The 19,371-nt window shown below is 64.0% G+C and carries 20 protein-coding genes and 1 pseudogene; 11 read left to right on the top strand and 10 right to left on the bottom strand.

Annotated features, from left to right (window positions below; translation table 11 throughout):
* The first annotated feature begins 168 nt into the window (after window positions 1–168).
* The 3 genes from AC1RUK_RS12440 to AC1RUK_RS12430 all read left to right on the top strand — a co-directional run bounded on the left by AC1RUK_RS12440 (window position 169) and on the right by AC1RUK_RS12430 (window position 2,068).
* On the top strand, window positions 169–537 hold the full coding sequence (locus AC1RUK_RS12440; protein WP_481835394.1) for an Hpt domain-containing protein: 369 nt from the start codon (window positions 169–171) through the stop codon (window positions 535–537).
* Window positions 538–637: 100 nt separating this feature from the next.
* Window positions 638–958 carry a 2Fe-2S iron-sulfur cluster-binding protein gene (locus AC1RUK_RS12435; protein WP_006206096.1) on the top strand — a complete coding sequence of 107 codons (321 nt, stop codon included), beginning with the start codon at window positions 638–640 and terminating at the stop codon, window positions 956–958.
* 81 nt (window positions 959–1,039) lie between these two features.
* On the top strand, window positions 1,040–2,068 hold the full coding sequence (locus AC1RUK_RS12430) for an NAD(P)/FAD-dependent oxidoreductase (protein WP_436174789.1): 1,029 nt from the start codon (window positions 1,040–1,042) through the stop codon (window positions 2,066–2,068).
* A 14-nt stretch (window positions 2,069–2,082) separates the two neighbouring features.
* Here AC1RUK_RS12430 and AC1RUK_RS12425 read toward each other — a convergent pair whose 3' ends face one another.
* Window positions 2,083–3,561 carry an MDR family MFS transporter gene (locus AC1RUK_RS12425; RefSeq protein ID WP_481835396.1) on the bottom strand — a complete coding sequence of 493 codons (1,479 nt, stop codon included), beginning with the start codon at window positions 3,559–3,561 and terminating at the stop codon, window positions 2,083–2,085.
* 227 nt (window positions 3,562–3,788) lie between these two features.
* Window positions 3,789–4,406 (bottom strand): DUF922 domain-containing Zn-dependent protease, encoded by a 618-nt coding sequence (locus AC1RUK_RS12420; protein WP_481835397.1) that lies wholly within the window; start codon window positions 4,404–4,406, stop codon window positions 3,789–3,791.
* An 87-nt stretch (window positions 4,407–4,493) separates the two neighbouring features.
* Between AC1RUK_RS12420 and folP the strand changes: the two genes are divergently transcribed.
* Genes folP through folK form a run of 3 tightly spaced genes read left to right on the top strand, consistent with a single transcriptional unit; the run spans window position 4,494 to window position 6,198 of the window.
* The gene (folP, locus tag AC1RUK_RS12415; protein WP_481835398.1) at window positions 4,494–5,339 is read left to right on the top strand and encodes a dihydropteroate synthase; all 846 of its coding nucleotides are present in this window, start codon (window positions 4,494–4,496) and stop codon (window positions 5,337–5,339) included.
* Between the two features lie 3 nt (window positions 5,340–5,342).
* Window positions 5,343–5,702, top strand: coding sequence for a dihydroneopterin aldolase (gene folB / locus AC1RUK_RS12410; RefSeq protein WP_436174793.1), 360 nt, complete (start codon window positions 5,343–5,345; stop codon window positions 5,700–5,702).
* Entirely contained in the window at window positions 5,686–6,198 is a 513-nt protein-coding gene (gene folK, locus AC1RUK_RS12405; RefSeq protein WP_481835399.1) for a 2-amino-4-hydroxy-6-hydroxymethyldihydropteridine diphosphokinase, read from the top strand. Before folB ends, folK begins: the two co-directional genes overlap by 17 nt.
* A gap of 12 nt (window positions 6,199–6,210) precedes the next feature.
* On the opposite strand, the gene AC1RUK_RS12400 is transcribed toward folK, so the two are convergent.
* Window positions 6,211–6,759, bottom strand: coding sequence for a DUF924 family protein (locus AC1RUK_RS12400; RefSeq protein WP_481835400.1), 549 nt, complete (start codon window positions 6,757–6,759; stop codon window positions 6,211–6,213).
* A 3-nt stretch (window positions 6,760–6,762) separates the two neighbouring features.
* Window positions 6,763–8,601 (bottom strand): monovalent cation:proton antiporter-2 (CPA2) family protein, encoded by a 1,839-nt coding sequence (locus tag AC1RUK_RS12395; RefSeq protein ID WP_481835401.1) that lies wholly within the window; start codon window positions 8,599–8,601, stop codon window positions 6,763–6,765.
* 249 nt (window positions 8,602–8,850) lie between these two features.
* On the opposite strand from AC1RUK_RS12395, the gene AC1RUK_RS12390 reads away from it, so the two are divergent.
* Window positions 8,851–9,117, top strand: a complete 267-nt coding sequence (locus AC1RUK_RS12390; RefSeq protein WP_006206106.1) for a hypothetical protein — start codon at window positions 8,851–8,853, stop codon at window positions 9,115–9,117.
* Window positions 9,118–9,190: 73 nt separating this feature from the next.
* Here the strand turns inward: AC1RUK_RS12390 and AC1RUK_RS12385 are convergent, their stop codons facing one another.
* The 4 genes from AC1RUK_RS12385 to AC1RUK_RS12370 form a co-directional block, all read right to left on the bottom strand.
* Window positions 9,191–9,745, bottom strand: coding sequence for a hypothetical protein (locus tag AC1RUK_RS12385; RefSeq protein ID WP_481835402.1), 555 nt, complete (start codon window positions 9,743–9,745; stop codon window positions 9,191–9,193).
* 90 nt (window positions 9,746–9,835) lie between these two features.
* Window positions 9,836–10,933, bottom strand: a complete 1,098-nt coding sequence (locus AC1RUK_RS12380) for a YcjF family protein (protein WP_481835403.1) — start codon at window positions 10,931–10,933, stop codon at window positions 9,836–9,838.
* The gene (locus AC1RUK_RS12375) at window positions 10,930–12,405 is read right to left on the bottom strand and encodes a YcjX family GTP-binding protein (protein ID WP_481835404.1); all 1,476 of its coding nucleotides are present in this window, start codon (window positions 12,403–12,405) and stop codon (window positions 10,930–10,932) included. The genes AC1RUK_RS12380 and AC1RUK_RS12375 overlap by 4 nt, the downstream gene beginning before the upstream one ends.
* A 64-nt stretch (window positions 12,406–12,469) precedes the next feature.
* Window positions 12,470–12,973 carry a SixA phosphatase family protein gene (locus AC1RUK_RS12370; protein ID WP_481835405.1) on the bottom strand — a complete coding sequence of 168 codons (504 nt, stop codon included), beginning with the start codon at window positions 12,971–12,973 and terminating at the stop codon, window positions 12,470–12,472.
* A 233-nt stretch (window positions 12,974–13,206) separates the two neighbouring features.
* On the opposite strand from AC1RUK_RS12370, the pseudogene dksA reads away from it, so the two are divergent.
* Window positions 13,207–13,624 (top strand): annotated as a pseudogene (gene dksA / locus AC1RUK_RS12365) (RNA polymerase-binding protein DksA).
* Window positions 13,625–13,801: 177 nt separating this feature from the next.
* On the opposite strand, the gene AC1RUK_RS12360 reads toward dksA, so the two are convergent.
* The gene (locus AC1RUK_RS12360) at window positions 13,802–14,530 is read right to left on the bottom strand and encodes a hypothetical protein (protein WP_481835406.1); all 729 of its coding nucleotides are present in this window, start codon (window positions 14,528–14,530) and stop codon (window positions 13,802–13,804) included.
* A gap of 214 nt (window positions 14,531–14,744) precedes the next feature.
* Between AC1RUK_RS12360 and cckA the strand changes: the two genes are divergently transcribed.
* Both cckA and AC1RUK_RS12350 read left to right on the top strand, forming a co-directional pair.
* Window positions 14,745–17,318 (top strand): cell cycle histidine kinase CckA, encoded by a 2,574-nt coding sequence (gene cckA / locus AC1RUK_RS12355; RefSeq protein WP_481840252.1) that lies wholly within the window; start codon window positions 14,745–14,747, stop codon window positions 17,316–17,318.
* A gap of 256 nt (window positions 17,319–17,574) precedes the next feature.
* Window positions 17,575–18,282 (top strand): purine-nucleoside phosphorylase, encoded by a 708-nt coding sequence (locus AC1RUK_RS12350; RefSeq protein ID WP_436174803.1) that lies wholly within the window; start codon window positions 17,575–17,577, stop codon window positions 18,280–18,282.
* Window positions 18,283–18,411: 129 nt separating this feature from the next.
* Here the strand turns inward: AC1RUK_RS12350 and AC1RUK_RS12345 are convergent, their stop codons facing one another.
* Window positions 18,412–18,717: a ribbon-helix-helix domain-containing protein gene (locus AC1RUK_RS12345; RefSeq protein WP_481839522.1), complete on the bottom strand. Its 306-nt coding sequence runs from the start codon at window positions 18,715–18,717 to the stop codon at window positions 18,412–18,414.
* A gap of 219 nt (window positions 18,718–18,936) precedes the next feature.
* Here AC1RUK_RS12345 and AC1RUK_RS12340 point away from each other — a divergent pair, with 219 nt between their 5' ends.
* Window positions 18,937–19,332: a VOC family protein gene (locus AC1RUK_RS12340; protein WP_481835408.1), complete on the top strand. Its 396-nt coding sequence runs from the start codon at window positions 18,937–18,939 to the stop codon at window positions 19,330–19,332.
* The last annotated feature ends 39 nt before the right edge of the window (window positions 19,333–19,371 follow it).

The raw sequence follows: 19,371 nt of genomic DNA, 5'->3' as shown, positions 1-19,371 counted from the left end.
AAGAAAACCTGCATTCGCGACGATACGTAAAACTTTAAATATAGGGTTAACGCAGACGTGATTTCGCCGCCTCCATCGCAACATTTTTCCGGGCCAATCATTAACCCGTTAGCTACGCGAATGGCCTAGATTTCCCGGCCAGTCAAACCTCAAGGAGCTGCAATTCTCATGCGCGGCGAAAGCGGCATTGCCTTCTCCATGCCCGGCGGTGATGTGTCGGGAACGGCCCGGTCTCGACCTGTGGATCTCGCGCATCTCGCGCGCCAGACGATGGGCGATCGCGGGCTCGAACAGGAGGTGCTGGCGCTGTTCGTGCAGCAGGCGCTTTCCGTGCGCGACAGGATCCTCGAAGCCGACGTCAAGGAAAGGCTGCTTCTGGCGCACAGCCTGAAAGGCTCGGCGCGCGGGGTGGGGGCCTTCGCCATCGCCGATTGCGCCGCGGCTATCGAGGGGCAGCCGGAGGACGTCAAAACCCTCGGGCGGCTTGGCGCCCTGATCGAGGAAGTGCGCGATTTCATCGCCGCCATCAATCGGTAGGCTGGTTTTCCAGAAAAACGTCACGGAGCGGCGCTTTCGCGCCGCAGTTGACTTGTCCGGCCAAGTGATTATCTCGGCTGGAACTCCCTTCAGGTGACAAATGACCAAGCTGACCTTCATTGCCCATGACGGCACACAATTCGACGTGGACGCCGAAAACGGCTCGACCGTCATGGAAAACGCGATCCGCAACGCCGTGCCGGGCATCGAGGCCGAATGTGGGGGCGCCTGTGCCTGCGCGACCTGCCATGTCTATGTCGACGAGGCCTGGACGGCTGAGGTCGGCGAGCCGGAGGCGATGGAGGAGGACATGCTGGACTTCGCCTACGAGGTCCAGCCCAATTCGCGGCTGTCCTGCCAGATCAAGGTGCGCGACGCCCTTGACGGCCTGGTGGTGCGCGTGCCTGCCCGCCAGGGCTGATATCAGGATTTTTCCCGCCGCCGCTTGGCAGCGGGTCAATGCTCATGCAGTGTCGCGCCAGTTTGGCACAAGGCGCAACGCATGACCGACACGATCAAGACAGACGCACTCATTGTCGGGGCAGGGCCGGTCGGCCTGTTCGCCGTGTTCGAGCTCGGCCTCTTCGACATGAAGTGCCATCTGATCGACATCCTCGACCGCCCCGGCGGCCAATGCGCCGAGCTCTATCCGGAAAAGCCGATCTACGACATTCCCGGCTGGCCGTTGATCACGGCGCAGGGCCTGGTCGACAAGCTGCTCGAGCAGATCCACCCGTTCAAGCCGGACTTCACCTACAACCGCATGGTCTCCAGCCTCGAAAAGCTTGAGGACGGCACCTTCCGCGTCACCACCGACGAGAACGAGGTGTTCGAGGCCAAGGTGGTGGTGATCGCTGCTGGCGGTGGCTCGTTCCAACCCAAGCGACCGCCGATTCCGGGCATCGAAGCCTATGAAGGCAAGAGCGTCTTCTATTCGGTGCGCCGAATGGAGGATTTCCGCGGCCATGATCTCGTCATCGTCGGCGGCGGCGATTCCGCACTCGACTGGACGCTGAACCTTCAGCCGGTGGCAAAGAGCGTGACGCTCGTCCACCGGCGCCCGGAATTCCGTGCGGCACCCGACAGCGTCAACAAGATGTACGCCATGCACGAGATGAAGGAACTCGACTTCCAGGTCGGCCAGGTCACCGGCCTGACCGGCGCCGACGGCCAGCTTGCATCCGCGATCATCAAGGGCCCCGAGGGCGACGTCGAGGTGCCATGCACGCGCATGCTGCCCTTCTTCGGCCTGACCATGAAGCTCGGACCGATCGCCGAATGGGGGCTCAACCTGCACGAGAACCTGATCCCGGTCGACACCGAAAAATTCCAGACCTCGGTACCCGGCATCTTCGCCATCGGCGACATCAACTGGTACCCCGGCAAGCTGAAGCTGATCCTGTCGGGTTTTCACGAAGTGGCGCTCATGGCACAGGCGGCCAAGCGCATCGTCAGCCCTGGCGAACGCATCGTGTTCCAGTACACCACTTCGTCGACCAGCCTGCAGAAGAAGCTCGGCGTTCACGACTGAGGGTTGCTGAGGCCCTATTCGGCGAGTACCGGCGCCGCGGCTTCGTCGCGGCCGCGCAGCGGCTTTTCCGGCATCAGCGCGAGTGCGGCCAGCGCCAGCACCAGCGTGACAGCCGCGACCAGGAAGATCATCACGAACGGCATCACCGACGTGACCTGGCCAGCGGTCAGCGAGCCTTCCTCGGCAAGCGGCAACCCATATCCGAGAGCGACGGCGCCAAGCATGGCGACGCCGAGCGCGCTGCCCAGCGAACGCAGGAAGGTCAGCACCCCGGTGGCGACGCCGAGATGCATGCGGTCGACCGCGTTCTGCACCGAGACGGTGGCGACAGGGAACGTCGTGCCCGTGCCAAGCCCGATTGCCGTCGTCAGCAGCTCGACCACCAGCAGGGACGCATGTCCGGCGACGAGGCTGAGCAATCCCAGGCACAGGATGGCGAAGGTCACGCCGACCATGGCGATCCGCTTGTAGTGGACAAAGCGCGGGATCATGCGCCCGCTGAACGTTGCGCCGGCGACGGTGCCGAGCAGCAACCCGAGCATGGCGGTGCCCGACTGGCTGACCGAGAGGCCGACGATCGATTGCAGGTAGACGGGCAGGTAGACGGCCAGGCCGATATTGGCGGCTTGCAGCAGGAACATGGACAGCGTGCCGGCCCGAACGATCGGATTGGCGAGCACTTCGAGCGAGATCAGCGGTTCGGCCGCTCGCAGCAGGCGCAGCGCGAAAGCGCCCCAGAAAGCCGCCGAGCAAGCGACAAGCCCGAGGATTTCGCGCGATAGCCAAGGATAGGCGCTGCCGCCCCAGTTCAGCGCCAGCAGCAGCAATGCCGTCGCTACGACGAGCAGCAGCGCGCCGAGCGCATCGATGCGATGGCGCTTGGCGGCAATCGGCAGCTTCTTCAGCGGCCTGTTGATGATCGCCATCGCCAGGAGGCCAAGCGGGATGTTGATCCAGAAGATCAACGACCAGTGCAGGTGCTCGGCGAAGGTGCCGCCGAGCAGCGGCCCGGCAATGCTGGCGACCGCCCAAGTCCCGGAGATCCAGGCGGCATAGCGGGCTCGCTCGCGCGGCGGCACGAGGTCGCCGATGACCGTTTGCGTCAGGGCGAACAGGCCGCCGCCGCCGGCGCCCTGGATCGCCCGGCCGACCACCAGCACCAGCATGTTGGGAGCCATGGCGCTGACCAGCGATCCGACGAGGAAGATGAGGATCGCAGCATAGATGGTCGGGCGACGCCCGTAGACGTCGGAGATCTTGCCGTAGAGCGGCGCCATGGCGGTCGCGGTCAGGAGGTAGGCCGTGACGATCCATGGCAGATACTCGGCATGGCCGAGCGCGTGCGCAATGGTCGGCAGGGCCGGCGCGACGATAGTCTGGTCAAGGGCCGCCAATAGCATCGACAGCAGAACGCCGCCGATGATGGCGTTCTTTTCGGTTTCAGTCAGCGGCAATGCCGCTCCCATCGTCGGTCTGTCGACAGCCTGGTCCATATTCCTGGTCTTTCATGGGCTTGCGGCGCGCTGCCATGGGCGGCCGGCCTAGCCGGTCCGGTGCGTCTGCCGCGTCGATTGGTTATCTCGTGCTTCGAGGGTTCCGCGCTTGCGAACCTGACATTCCGTATAGGCCGATTTCGACAGGGGCTCGAAAGTTTTTCCAGCCTGGCACTATGCTTCGGCGAAATTGGCTTGTGTCGTTTACGCTCCTCACCGGGCGAAAATCAGGCCGGCGGCAGCCGACCATTCTCGATGCTCTGGATCCGGTAGCGCAAGAGCCGCAGGATGCGGCTTTCGAAATTGACGCTCTCGACGCGGTCGAACCGCAACTGGTCCTGGTCGTGCTCGGCGAGTTCAGCCGCCGTGATCGCAGCCGCCTTCGCCTTTGCCGCCGCGCAGGTCTTTTGCGGATAGCTCGCCTTCAGCGCGTCCTCGAGCTGCTTGCCATGGTTCTTGGCGATCTCGACATGGCGCTCCTCGTGGCGTTTGATGTCGGCGAACAGCGTGTCCCAGAACAGCCGCACATCCGGGCCTGCCTTGCGCGAACGGCGCCATTCCGGAAGGATCACCTTGACCTTAACGGTCACGATGGCGTCGGCGATGCGGCAGGAGCCCGGCTTTTCCGCATAGCTGACGCGGGTGGTGAACGCCATTTGCGTGGCGCCCGGATGCCTCGACCCGGTGCTTTTCACCTGCGGCCCGTTCTTCGACAGCTGCTTTTCGATATCGTCGAGCGTGCGGCCGCCAATTGCGAAGTAGGTGTAGGTCTTGACCAGATTGGCCGCGCCCGCCGGCAGGGCGGTCAAGGCGAGCATCAGGGCGCAGAGCAGGTACTGTTTCATCAGGTTGCCTCTTTAGCCACCTTGCGTTACGGCCGTCCCCGGCGCAACGGATTTGATTTCCGGCGGATCAAAGATGGTTGATTGGCGATGACGACAAGGCGGTGGCAGCTGGCGCACGGACGTCATCTCGATCTTGGCGGCAAGGCCGTGGTCGTTGGCATCCTCAACGTCACGCCGGACAGTTTTTCCGATGGCGGCCTGTTCGCCTCCCGCGAGCAAGCAGTGGCCCAGGCGCGCCGCATGGTCGAGGAGGGGGCCAAAGTCATCGACGTCGGCGGAGAATCGACCCGGCCCGGGGCGTCTCCCGTGACAAAAGAGGAAGAGCAGGCCCGCGTGCTGCCGGTCATCGAGGCGCTTGCTGGTCTCGGCGAAGCGCTGATTTCGGTCGATACCTATCGCGAGGACACCGCCCGGCTGGCCGTCGCCGCCGGCGCGCACATCGTCAACGATGTCTGGGGCCTGCAGCGCGAGGCGCGCATCGCCCGCGTTGCCGCCGAGACCGGGGCCGGACTGGTCATCATGCACACCGGGCGCGACAGGCAAAAACTGCCCGACGTGATCGAGGACCAGTTCTTCTTTCTCAGGAAATCGCTGGAGATCGCGCATGCCAGCGGCGTTGCCGACGCCCAGATCGTGCTCGACGCCGGCTTCGGCTTCGCCAAGGAAACGGCCGAGGAAAACCTCGATCTGATGGCGCGGTTTTCGGAGCTGGCGGCACTAGGCTACCCGCTGATGGCCGGCACGTCGCGAAAGCGTTTCATCGGCAACGTCACCGGGCGCGACGCGATGGACAGGGCTGCGGGCACGGCGGCCACCAGCGTTATTTTGAGGCTCAAAGGCGCGCACTTGTTTCGCGTCCACGATGTCGCAATCAACGTGGACGCTCTGGCTGTCACCGATGCTATGCTGGCGCGCGAAATTCCGGGAAGCTGAGCCATGTACATTATCCGCATGAAGAACTGCGCCTTCTTTGCCCGCCATGGCGTGCTGGACGAGGAGGAGACGCTTGGCCAGCGCTTTTATGTCGATGCGGCTTTGACCGTTGAGCCCGGCCGCGCGCTCGTCGACGATTCCATCGACGATACCGTCAATTACGGCGTCGCCTTTGCGGTCATCGAAAAGATCATCACCGGGCAGCGGCGCTTTCTGATCGAGGCGCTGGCGCTGGAGGTGGCACGGGCGCTGACTGCGCGGTTTCCGCAGATCAAGAAGGCCGAGATCACCGTGCGCAAGCCAAACGCCCCGGTGCCCGGCGTGCTCGATCATGTCGAGGTGACCGTTGTCTGGCCAGAATAATACCGTCTATCTCAGCCTCGGCGGCAATCTCGGCGATCCGGGCAAGTCGATGGCGGCCGCGCTGCGCATTCTGGACGGCGACGACAAGACCCGTGTCGTTGCGGTCTCCTCGCTCTATCGCACACCCCCCTGGGGCAAGCTCGACCAGCCGGATTTTCTCAATGCCGCTGCCGCGATCGCCACGACGCTCGCGCCGCGTTCGTTGCTCGACCTTTGCCTCGATGCCGAACGCCGGCTGAAGCGGGTGCGCGAGGAACGCTGGGGCCCGCGCCTGATCGACATCGACATCCTGGTGTTCGGCGACCGCATCATCCACGAAACCGGCCTGGAAGTGCCGCATCCGCGCATGCTGGAGCGCGCCTTCGTGCTGGCGCCATTGGCCGAGATCGCGCCGGAGCTTGCCATTGGCGGCAAGAGCGTGTCGGAGCGGCTGAGCAGCGTCGACACCGCAGGAATAGAGAAATTGCCGTCGGGCCGGGACTGGTGGCTGGCCTGACGTCGCCCGAGATCAGCCTGAAAACCCGCCGCCATCGAGAAACGCCTTTTCCTCCGGCGTCGTCGCGCGGCCAAGCATTTTGTTGCGGTGCGGAAAGCGGCCGAAGCGCTGGATGATGTCGCGGTGCTCCAGCGCATATTTCAGATCGTCCGGCGCGTTGGCTTGGGTAAGCTCAACCGCCCTTTCCTGGTCGGCGAGCAACTCCGAATGCTCATAGGGCAGATAGAGGAAGACCCGCAGGTCCTCCTCGAGCAAGAGGTCGTGGCCAGCGGCGATGGCCTTGCCGGCGAAATGCCTGGCCAACTCGTCGGTCGCATACATATGGCCGGTGCCGCGAAAGCAATTGCGCGGAAACTGGTCGAGCAGGATCATCAGTGCCAGCGACCCCTCGGCATGCTCCGACCAGGCATCGCATTCACGCCGCGCGGCGGCGTAGTGCAGGTCGAGAAACCGGGCGCGGAAGTCGGCATCGAAGGCGTCGTTCTTCTCGAACCACGCATCTTCGCCGGCATCGCGCCAGAATTTGGCGACTGAGACAGCCCGCTTGTCCGGTTCGGTCATTGCTTACTCCTCAGCAGGCTCGGATTTGTGCAGCACGCCGGCTGTCTCTTCGTTGAGTGCCTGGCCGGCACGCCGCGGCGGCGTCAGTGGCGCCGGAATCGGCGTGCCGATATTGCCCTTGAGGAAGCGCGCGCCGGCACGAACACCTTCGGCCAATTGCGTTTCGAAGCGGGCGGTGTCACGGCGGCGGACATCCTCGATCACCTCGGCGACGTCGTCCGGGTCGATACCCAGCGCCTCCAGAGCGGAGCCGCCGAAGACAAGCGCCGATTCGAAGGTTTCACGCAGCTGGAAGTCGACGCCGGCGCGAATGAGCTGCAAGGCGGTGCCGCGGTCGAAGGCGCGCGCCAGCACCGTCAGCAGGGGAAATTCGGCCTTGATCAACTGGGCAATGCGCACGGCGGCATCGGGCTTGTCGACGCAGATCAGCACCGCGCGCGCCCGGCCGGCGCCCGCCGCACGCAATATGTCCAGCCGCGTGCCGTCGCCATAGTAGACCTTGAAGCCGAAATCGGCCGCCGCCTGGATCATCTCGACCTCATTGTCGATGATCGACACGTCGATCCCGCGCAACAAAAGCGGCTGGCTGGCGATCTGGCCGAAGCGGCCAAAGCCGATGATCAGAACGCTGCCGGAAAGGTCCGCGGCGACGTCGACTCCATCGAGCGACTGCTCGTCGCGCGGCGTGAGATAGCGCAACGCGATGATGGCTAACGGCGTCAGCACCATGGAGATGATGACGATCGCGGTCAGCGTCGCATTTGCCTGGCTGTCGATGATGCCGACCGCCGCGGCGGCCGAATAGAGCACAAAGGCGAATTCGCCGCCTTGCGCCATGAACACGGCGCGTTCCAGCGCTTCGCGATGACCTGTCTTGAGCATGCGGGCGACCAGGTAGATGCCAAGCGCCTTCATCACCATGTAGGCGACGACATAGATGGCGACGATGCGCCAGTTCGCTGCCACGACATGCAGATCGAGCGACATGCCGACGGCGAGGAAGAACAGGCCGAGCAGGATGCCGCGGAACGGTTCGATGTCGGCCTCCAGCTGGTGGCGGAAGGTCGATTCGGACAGCAGCACGCCGGCCAGGAATGCGCCCATCGCCATCGACAGTCCGGAGAGCTGCATGGCCAGAGCCGACCCCAGGACGACCAGCAGCGCGGCCGCCGTCATCACCTCGCGGGCGCGGGCATCCGCCAGGATGCGGAAGAACGGATTGAGCAGGTAGCGACCCGCCACCACCAGCCCGACGATCGCGCCAAGGCCGATGCCGATTTCCGTCAGCCGTTGCGACAGGCTCATATCGGCGCCGCCCGGCGCCAGGAAGGCGATCAACGCCAAGAGCGGCACGATCGCCAGATCTTCCAGCAGCAGGATCGATACGATGCGCTGGCCCTTGGGCGTGGCGATCTCGCCGCGCTCTTCCAGCAATTGCATGACGATCGCCGTCGAGGTCAGCACGAAACCGGCGCCGGCGACGAACGATACCGCGATCGGAAAGCCGCCGGCCAGGCCGACACTGGTCAGCAACAAGGCGCAGACGCCGACCTGCAGGGCGCCGAGGCCGAAGATCTCGCGGCGCAGGCCCCAAAGCCGTGACGGCTGCATCTCCAGCCCGATGATGAACAGGAACATGACGACGCCGAGTTCGGCGACATGAAGAATGGCTTCCGATTCGGAAAAGATGCGAAGTCCGAACGGCCCGATCACCACCCCGGCCGCGAGATAGCCGAGAATCGAGCCCAGCCCAGCCCGTTTGAAGATCGGAACGGCCACCACGCCGGCGGCAAGCAGCGCCACCACCTGAATGAGTTCGCTGCCCGATGCTTCCGCCGCCATGCCTGCTCGTCCGTTTCCTGGAGGTTCCTCGCATATGCTGCGGAATCGAGACCAAGGATAGGGACTTCGGCCGGGATCGAACAGAGCGAATCGGCGTTGCGGCCTGGGCACTGTTGCAGCCGCGTTACACAAGTTTATGCGGTACTCGCGTTGCGTGTCGCCACAATCAGCGGTTAAGGGACGCTCGGCTTCGGCCATTGGAGGGGGGCGACGATCAAGTCGCCGCCCTTTTTTGAGGAGATGACTGACATGAAGAAGTTTTTGCTCGTTGCCGTGGGTGTTGCGGCGCTTGCCGGTTCGGCCTGCTCGAAGGCACCTGAGTGCACCGCCGAAATGGCGACCAAGAAGGCGCAGGACATGACGACCGCGTTGCAGGAGGCCATCACCAAGGATCCGTCCAAGGCGGCCGATCTGACGGCCAAGGTGCAGGCGGTGACGACCAAGTATCAGGGCGCCACGACGCTGGACGAGGCCTGCAAGGCTTATGATGAGCTGACGGCCACCATCAAGGGCTAATTGACCGTTCGGGGATTGAAGAAGGCGGTGGCCCTGGTGGGCCGTCGCCTTTTTTATTGCCCGCTGCTGGGTCTCAGTTCGGCGTGATGGAGCCGACTTCGACGGCGTCGACCCGCTTCAGGCTCATGCCGATGACCGGCACCAGCTGCTCGTCGACACGCACCGCGACGGTCACCGTCATCGAGTTGTCGTCGGGAATGCGGGCCTGCATGACACCGCGCAGCTGTTTGCGGTTGATGGTGAAGACGACCTTGTGGGCGTCGACGACATTGCCGCCGATAATGTCGAGGCCTGATCCCGCGGCGCCGCCCATGAAATTGCCCTTGTAGCCGTCGCGGCCCTTGCGTTCGACCGACGCCGACATTTTCTGGGTGAACATGCCGACCCGGCATCCGCCGTCGAGCGTCATGCCGGTCTTGCCGTCGGGCGTCGAGCCGTTGAAATTGCAGGTGAACTTCGTGCCCTTGTACTTGCCGGCGACGATTTCGCCGGGGCCGACCCACTTGCCTTCCACCGATTGAAAGAATTGCTTGTCGGGTTCCGCGCCAAACGCCTTTTCAGCGAGGCCGAGAGGGGCTGCAACCGTGACCGCGACAGGCAGGACGCTGGATAGAATTACGCTTTTCATCGACCACACCCGGCAACAAGGAAGCTGTTCTTGGAACACCTCCGACCATGAACAAGATTGGTTAATGCTTGGTGACTGTGGGGCGCTTCTTCACTTGCCGGGGGCCGATGTTTCACTTTCTTTCTTTGTCGCGAACGATGTCAGCGCGGAGAGGAAATCGCCCAGTCCCGGCCGCCTGGTGGCGATGAAGGGCAGGGGCCGCGCCGTCTCCATCGCGGCTATGCCGATGCGTGCCGTCATCATGCCGTTGACGACGCCTTCGCCGAGCTTCGCCGATAGGCGTGCGGCGAGGCCATGGCCGATGATCTGCTGCACGAAACTGTCGCCGACCGCTATCGAACCGGTGACCGCGAGATGGGCAAGAACGCTGCGCGCCAGCCGGAAGAAGCCCAGCGTGCCCGGCCGGCCGCCGTAAAGTTCCGACAGGCGGCGAATGAGCCGCCCGGCCTCGAATACGACATAGGCGACGTCGACGATGGCCCGCGGGCTGACCGCCGTCACCAGCGACACGCGCTTGGCCGCTTCGAGGATCATCACCTTGGCGCTGATGTCCAGCGGCCCGAGGATTTCGGTCTCGGCCAGCCGCACCAGATTGCCGCCGTCGATGATCTCGCCGCGCAGTTCGGCCAGCGAGCGCCTGCCGGCCGCGGTTTCGGGTTTTGCCGCGACAAAGGCCGAAAGCTCGTCGACGACGGCCCTGGCGGCCTTCGGATCGTCGCGCGCCACGGCATCCAGAGACCGCTTCTGCAATTTTTCGACCTCGGCGAGGCGGGCAATCGCCAGGAATTCGCGCACCAGGATGACCACCAGCGCCAGCACCGCGATGGCAGCCATTCCGGCCGCCAGCCAGCCCAGCCATTCGGCGCGCTCGAACAGGTCGCGTATGAGCTGGTCGGTCCACAGGCCGACGGCCAGCGAAACCAGAACACCCATTGCGCCGAAGAACAGCCTGCCAAGCAGCGAACGCTTGCGCGGCGCGGTAGCCGGCGGCGGTTCGGCGGCGACGATGTCGGGTTCGTCGAAAACATCGATCTCGGCCGGCACGACGACCGCGACGCCGGCCGCAGCGGCGCGCGGCTTGCGTGTCTGCGGCGGCTCGGCATGGGCGCGGCGCGTTTCGCGCGCCTCCTGCTTGGGCTCGGTCTCCGGCTCGATGCGGAATGCCGCGGGTCTGCGAGGCGCTGTCATGCCAGTTGGTCTCCGATCAGGAACTGCAAGGCGCGGTCGAGCCTGATATGCGGCAGCGAGAGCGTAACGCCTTCGGCCGTGCGCTCGAGCTTTGGCGGACGAAAGCGAACGAAACGGATCGCCGGCCCGTCGCTGTCTGCCTGCTGCGACCGAGAAACATCGAACACTTCATCAGCTTTCTCGGGTAAGTCACCAGGAAATATGGCAGTTTCGCCTTTACCGTCGAATGTGTCGCCATTGATCCCTTCGCCCTTGAGCGGTGTGCCGATGATGACGGGCAGGGTTTCCCAGCCCTGTTTGACCGTGCCTTCGCGGGTCGCGCGTACGGCCGCCATGGCGACCACGTCGACATCGGCGCCGGTGAAATTCGCCCGCGCCACCGCCCGGTCGGCCAGCCGGCGCACGATCGCCTGCAGCCGGTCGTGGCTTTCGTGATGCAAATGATCCGCCTTGGTCGCAGCCACCAGGATGCGGTCGATGCGCCGCGAGAACAGGTCGGTGAGGAAATTGCCACGGCCGGGCCGGAAGCAGGAGAGGATTTCGGTGACGGCGCGTTCCAGGTCGGCCATGGCGCCGGGGCCGGCATTCAGTGCCTGCATGGCATCGATCAGCACGATCTGACGGTCGAGGCGGGTGACGTGCTCACGGAAGAACGGTTTGACGACATGCGTCTTGTAGGCCTCGTAGCGCCGTTCCATCATCGCCTGCAGCGACCCGGAACGCGGCCGCCGGTCGCTCGGCGTCGGCAAGGGCGAGAAGGTCAGCGCGGGCGAGCCCTCGAGGTCGCCCGGCATCAGGAAGCGGCCCGGCGGCAAGGTTGAAAGCGCCCGTTCGTCGAGCTTGCATGCCTTGAGATAGGCGGCAAAGCTCTCGGCGAGGCGGCGCGCTGTCATTTCGTCGGCGTCGGCGTTCGGATCGATCGTGGCGGCAAGCGCCCGCCAGGCTTGAGAAAGGTCGGCGCGCCCCGGCAGCGCCGCCATCTCGACCGCCTCACGGGAAAAATCGGTGAAGGATTTGCCGAGCAAGGGCAGGTCGAGCAGCCATTCACCGGGGTAGTCGACGATATCGATCGACAGTTTGCCGGCCGAAAACATGCGATTCCAGCCGGAAGCCGATTCGTATTCGATTGTCAGCCTGAGTTCCGAGATGGCGCGCGTCGATTCGGGCCAGACGCGATCATTGACCAGGGCGGCGATATGATCCTCGTACTGGAAGCGGGGGACCGCATCATCGGGCTGTTCCTCGAGGAAAGCCCGGGCAATGCGCCCCGATTTCTGCGCCTCGAACAGCGGCAGACGCCCGCCATGGATCAGATTGTGGACAAGGGCCGAGATGAACACCGTCTTGCCGGCGCGGGAAAGACCGGTCACGCCCAGCCGCAGCGACGGGGAAAAGAGTCCGGCGGCCCGCCCTGAAAGTGTGTCGAGCGCAATCTTGGCTTCGTCGGAGAATGTGGTCAGCGATGATGCCAAAATGGGGTCTCTCGGGCGCTTGTCAGGCTCCGATATAGGCTTTGGAATTGTGGTTTGAAATGGTTCAGAGGTCGGCAGGCGTGAGAAAGGCTTCAAGATAGCCATTGCCTTGCGCAGCACTGGCAAGGGCGCCGGCGAAGCGCACGACCGCAAGACCAGATGTGGGAAAACCGTGGTTCATCATGCCACGGGCAGCTTCCTCGCCGTCACCAGAGACCGCCATGGCCAGGTCCTCCGTCATCGGATTGTGGCCGATGACCAGCAGCGAGCCGGGCCCGCCATTGTCGCGGATGAGGGTGAGGTAACCGGCGGCGTCCTCGCTGTATAAAGTGTCGAAAAACAGCACCCGGCCGGTGTCGGTCTGCCCGGCCAGGCCTTCCAGCGTCTGGCGCGCCCGCCTGGCGTTGGAGCAAAGGGTGATGTCGGGAACATAGTTGCGCACCCGCATGGCCTCGCCCATCAACTCGGCGTCGGCCATGCCCGATGCATCGAGCGGTCGATCGAAGTCACGGACGCCCGGCAGCGCCCATCCGGCCTTGGCATGCCTCAACAGGTAAAGTCTGCTCACGGCTCCCTCACGCCACAAGACACCGGCCCGATTAGCCATCAGAACGGTCCGCTGCACAATGGCCGGCACCACTCAAGCACAACAAATCATGTCAGAATTCGCTCGCGCCCTTGAAGCAGAAGGGTTCCACGATCAACTGCTAACTTTTGCGTGACTCTATCGCCGATTGCGCTTGTGCAGGCTTCGGTCCGCGAATATATAGGCGCCAAAATTGGGGTTGTTGGGTGAGTTGAATGAACGACATCGTTACCGCCGATTACGTACCCTCCGAAGACGAGCCGTTCATGAACGAACGGCAGAAATCCTACTTCCGCCTAAAGCTCGTCACCTGGAAGAACGACATTCTGCGCGAAGCGCGCGAAACTCTCGAAATTCTGCAGCAGGAAAACGCCAACCATCCCGATCTCGCCGACCGCGCCTCGTCGGAAACCGACCGCGCTATCGAGCTTCGTGCCCGCGATCGCCAGCGCAAGCTCATTTCGAAGATCGAACTCGGCGCTGCAGCGCCTCGACGAAGGCACCTACGGCTATTGCGAGGAAACCGGCGAGCCCATCGCGCTGAAGCGGCTCGATGCGCGCCCGATCGCGACCTTGTCGATCGAAGCGCAGGAGCGTCACGAGCGCCGCGAGAAGGTTTACCGCGACGACTGACGCGTGCAAAGCCAGGCAATTTCACATTAATGGCCGGGTTTCCCGGCCATTAATGTGTCTGGCTGGTCCGGAGCAGTGCCGGGAAAAGTGCGCAAAAACCCAGAGCAATTCCAGGAAAAGTGTGCAGCGGGTTTCCGTCCGGAATTGCTCAAAAACAAAGGGTTGAGCGCTTCAGCTCTAGCGCTTGTGGTTGGCCAGTTCGCCGAGAAGCTTGGTCATCTCGTCGTCGAGCGATTGCGGTGGCGCATTGGCCGCCGTTTTGCTCGCAGGCCTGGGGTGCGATTTGTCCAGCGAGACCTCGAGTTCCTGCATCAGCGTGTCGTCGATGGATTCGTGCTTTGCCGGCGCTGGCGTATGCCTGGCGGTGCTGATGGTCGATCCATAGGCCGGTAGCGGCGTGACATTGCTCGCCTGATAGTTGGGCACGGCCGGTTTCGGTGCCGGCGCCGGCGTGACAGGGCGGGGTCGGGCAGGGGCCGGAGCGGCGGCAACCGGCTGCGGTGGCGCCGCCTGCTTTGCCGGTGCCGGGGCGGGCTGGACCGCGCGCGGCCGCGGCGCCTGGGCCTGCTGCTGGCCGCCATCTCCGGTCAGCGCCGGGCGGCGCGGTGCCGCCAGCCTGATGTCGCGTTCGACGACGACGTCGGTTGGGCCGCCGATCAGCAGCAGGTGCTCGATGTCGTCGCGGCGAACCAGCACCAGCCGGCGGTGGCTGTCGACGGCGGTGGCATCCATGACGGCGAGCCGCGTCTTGCGGTTCCTGCCGCCGGCGACGAACGTCCCGAACGTCAGGCTGCGGACAAGCTTGACGATGAGCAGAACGACGACCAGCAGAATCAGCGCGGCAAATGTCCACAGGATTGCTGCGACATATCCAGGACCCGCCACGCCATCCAGCCACTGCAGCATCGGTGCCCCCAAATCGGCTTTTGAAGTGACGCGACACTAGACTGTCGCGGCAGGCCACCGCAAGTTACCTTTCACGCTTCGTGAACAGCTTGAAACAGCAGCAGCCGAACGGCGCCATTTTTATCTGACATTTGCGGCCGGGGCCTTTTCCGGAATAGGAGAATGTGATTCAACCGGGCAGCGCCGGTAGACCGGATTCACGAGCAGGGGGCACATGGCCAAGGAAACGCGCGGCGATTTCTATCCGGTACCTATCGTCGATCAGAACACGCGTCCGGGCGCTGTCACCCGGCTCATCATCTTCATTGCCGTCCTGACCGGCGCCGCGATGATCTTCGGGCTTTTCCGCGAGCGCCTTGGCGATCCCTTCCTGCTTGGAATGCTGGGCGTGCTGGCGATGATCGGCGTCGGCTTCCTATTCGCCACGGCAATCGGTTTCGTTCAGGTCGCGCCGCGCTCGACCAGCGACGAACTGTCGAAAGCCTTCGTCGATTCGATGTCGCAGGGCCTTCTGGTCACCGACACCAAAGGCCGTGTCGTCTACGCCAACCGCGCCTATGCCGATATGACGGGCGCCGGCTCGGCAACCGACCTCAAGACGGTCGAAGGGCTGCTTTCCGACGTTCCCGAGGCTTCGATGACCATCTACCGGCTGGCATCGGGCCTGCGCGACGGCCAGCCGGGCGACGGTGAGTTCAGGCTTGCGCAGTCAATCAAGCCCGGCGCCGAGCCCGGCGCGCGCTGGTACCGCGCCCGCGCCCGCACCTTCGCCGTTCCCGGCCAGCGTTTGCCCATGCTCGCCTGGCAGCTTGCCGACATCTCGCAGGAGCGGGCCGAGCAGGAGCGCTTCTTCCTCGACCTGCAAAAGGCCATCGACCACCTCGACCACGCGCCGGCCGGCTTCTTTTCGGCCGACCAGGAAGGCCGCGTCACCTATATCAACGCCACGCTCGCGGAGTGGCTGGGCATCGACCTTGCCAGCTTCACGCCCGGCGCCGTCACTTTGCCGGAGATCGTCGCCGGCGACGGCATGGCGCTGGTCCGCTCGGTCAAGGCCGATCCGGGCACGACCCGCAACGCCGTCATCGATCTCGACCTGACGACGATGACTGGCGAGGCGCTGCCCGTGCGCTTCATGCACCGTGTCTCGGCGAGTTGCGAGGGCATTGGCAGTCCGACCCGCACCATCGTGCTGAACCGCACGCAGGGCGAGGATGCTTCCGCCGATCTTCGCGCCTCGGAGGTCCGCTTCACCCGCTTCTTCAATTCGACGCCGATGGCGATCGCCGGCGTCGATGCCAGCGGACGCATCCTGCGCACCAATGCGCCGTTCCTGTCGCTGTTTTCCTCGGTCGTCGACCGCGACGCGGTCGACCGCCGCGTGCGGCTCGACACGGTCATCCATGAGCGCGACCGGCCGGCCTTTGCCGAGGCCTTCGAAAAGGCGCGGCAACGGCAGGCCGACATCGAGCCGATCGACACACTGCTGCCCGGCAATGACAATCGCCACATCCGCTTCTACGTCAATGCGGTCGCCGACGGCACCGGCGGCGAGGGGGCCGAGGAATCGGCCATCGTCTATGCCGTCGAGACCACCGAGCAGAAGGCGCTCGAGGGCCAGATGGCGCAGAGCCAGAAGATGCAGGCGGTCGGCCAGCTTGCCGGCGGCATCGCTCACGATTTCAACAATGTGCTGACCGCCATCATCATGGCATCCGACCTTTTGTTGACCAACCACCGGCCGTCCGATCCGTCCTTCCCCGACATTATGAACATCAAGCAGAACGCCAACCGGGCAGCGTCGCTGGTGCGCCAGCTTCTGGCCTTCTCGCGCAAGCAGACCTTGCGGCCGGAAGTGCTCAACCTGACCGACGTGCTTGCCGACCTCAGGATGCTGCTCGCCCGCCTGGTCGGCAACGACATCAAGCTGAAGGTCGACCATGGTCGCGACCTGTGGCCGGTCAAGGTCGATATCGGCCAATTCGAGCAGGTGGTGGTGAACCTCGCCGTCAACGCACGCGATGCGATGCCGGCCGGCGGCGACCTCACGGTGCGTACCCGCAACGTCACGGCGGAGGAATGCAAGACCTTCTCCTATCGCGAGCTCACCCCGGCCGACTATGTGGTGGTCGAGGTCGAGGACACCGGCAGCGGCATCGCGCCCGATGTGCTGAAGAAGATATTCGAACCCTTCTTCACCACCAAGGAGGTCGGCAAGGGCACCGGCCTCGGCCTGTCGATGGTCTACGGCATCATCAAGCAGACGGGCGGCTTCATCTTCTGCGATTCCGAAGTCGGCAAGGGGTCGGTGTTCCGCATCTTCCTGCCGCGCCACATCGCCGAGGTCAGGGCGGCAAGCGAGCCCGGCGAAGCGCCGGCGGCCCCTGTCAAGGCGGTCGACCCGGCCAAGGATCTGTCGGGGTCGGCCACCGTGCTGCTGGTTGAGGACGAGGATGCCGTGCGCATGGGCGGCATGCGGGCGCTGACGTCACGCGGCTACACCGTCCACGAGGCCTCTTCGGGCGTCGAGGCGCTGGAGGTGTTCGAGGCGCTCGGCGGCAAGGTCGACATCGTCGTCTCCGACGTGGTGATGCCGGAAATGGACGGACCGACGCTGCTTGGCGAGTTGCGCAAGCGCCAGCCGGACATCAAATTCGTCTTCGTCTCCGGCTATGCCGAGGACGCGTTCGCCAAAAACCTGCCGGCCGACGCGCATTTCGGCTTCCTGCCGAAGCCGTTCTCGCTCAAGCAGTTGGCCACGATCGTCAAGGACGTGCTGGAATCCTAGAGCAATTCCAGGAAAAGTGCGTAGCGGGTTTCCGTCCGGAATTGCGTAAAAACAAATAGTCGCCTGTCCGCCCGAATGTGAACGATCACACAGACGCCCGCGCCATGCCGTTTACAGGTGGCGGCGCCGGAGAACGAGCCGTCCGTTCATAACCAGTGAGGTCCGGCCACTGGAGCTTCGCAATCGCCGCTTGCGCATCGACGCCAGCCTGCCATGATTGCGGTGAAAAACGCGGCGGGGATTTGGGGTAGATGCCGTGACGCCGCACAATGAGGCTGGCAAGGGCGATTATGCCGAAACGGTGCTGTTGCCGGGTGACCCGCAGCGCGCCGAGTGGATGGCTGAGACTTTTCTGGAAGCGCCGCGCTGCGTCAACCGCCGCAGGGGCGCGCTTGGCTTCACCGGGTTGTTTCGGGGCAAGCCCGTCAGCATCCAGTCGACCGGCATCGGCGCCTCGTCCTTCCTGATCTACGCCCACGAGCTGTTGGACTTCCATGGTGTCAAAACGCTCATCCGCACCGGGACCTGCGGTGGCCTGAGCGAGAAGGTAGCGCTGCGCAGCGTCGTCATTTCCAGCGCCGTCCGTGCCGAGAGTGAACGCAGCGGCCAGGTCTTCGGGCTGTACGAACCGGCGGGTCCCGATCCGGCGCTCCATGCGCTGGCGTTGCAGAGGGCTGCGGACCTCGGCATCGTGTGGAGCGCGGGGCTGACGGTCTGCAGCGACATATTCTATCACCCCGACGGGCGCGCCCGCTTTGCCGACGCGCAGGCGCTTGGGGCAGTGGCGGTCGATATGGAAACCATCGCCCTCTACCGCATCTCAGCCCATTTCGGTGCGCGTGCCCTGTCGCTGCTGAATGTGGTCGACCATATCACCACCGGCGAGCAGACCGACTATTCCGAACGCCAGGCGCTTTTCACCGACATGACGCGGCTGGCGCTCGAAGTCGCCGCAGACAGCTAGAGCAATTCCAGGAAAAGAAACGGTTTTCCGTCCGGAATTGCGTCAAAACAAACAGAACCGGCGGGCTTTACGGCGCCAATTCCTTGCGCACGGCCGCCACATCGTCGGATGAGGCTGCCGGGCTCCGCGTCAGGCGGCTTGCCGCTTCGGCGTCATCTGTTCTTCCACACCCGGCCGATGGCCGCGCAGATAAAGCGCGCAGGTGGTGCGCAGCATCGACGCGAAGTTGGGGATCTGGCCATTGATCTCGATCGCCTCGTCATAGAGCTTCGAGATGAATTTCGGTGTCGTCAAACCTTGGCTGTCGGCGATCTCGTCGAGCAATGCCCAGAACGTTGCCTCGAGTTGGATGCTGGTCGAGTGCCCGTCGATGCGAATCGACCGGTTGATCTGGCGGTAGCCTTCCGGGTCCTGCCCGGCAAAAACCCTGCACATGCTTACCTCCCATTTTGTTGGTTTTGGGCGCGACCGGCAGAGATCGGCACCTTTGAGCAGTCGCTTATCTTCAATCGGAAAACAGAAAACAGCAATCGGACTTTCGTCTTTGGCAGGAATGGCATCGGGCTTGCGGGAGTTTTGCGTGGTAACCGGCTGCCACCACCTTTTCACATCGCCGCCCATAATCGCTCCAGGCACGCAGCAACGGAGACTGATTTGGCGAAGGCGATCCACACCATGATCCGGGTTCTCGACGAGACCCGGTCCGTCGATTTTTACCGGAGCGCCTTTGGGCTGGACGTTGCCGACCGGCTCGATTTCGAAACCTTCACGCTCATCTATCTCAGCAATGCCGACATACCCTTTGAAGTCGAATTGACCGTCAACAAGGGCCGGCAGGAGCCTTATGCGCTGGGTGACGGCTACGGCCATTTGGCGGTTTCAGTCGCCGACCTGGACAGCGAGCATGACCGGCTCGGCGCGCTTGGCTTGAACCCGAAGAAGATCGTCGAGTTCAGCCGCGATGGCGCATTGCTCGCGCGCTTCTTCTTCATCGAGGATCCCGACGGCTACAAGATCGAGGTCCTGCAGCGCGAAGGGCGCTTCCAATAGGGGATATCGGCCGCGCCAACCAGCGCGGCGCCAGCAACG

The sequence above is a fragment of the Mesorhizobium monacense genome, from assembly GCF_056781675.1.
This window is presented reverse-complemented; position numbering and strand designations above follow the sequence as displayed.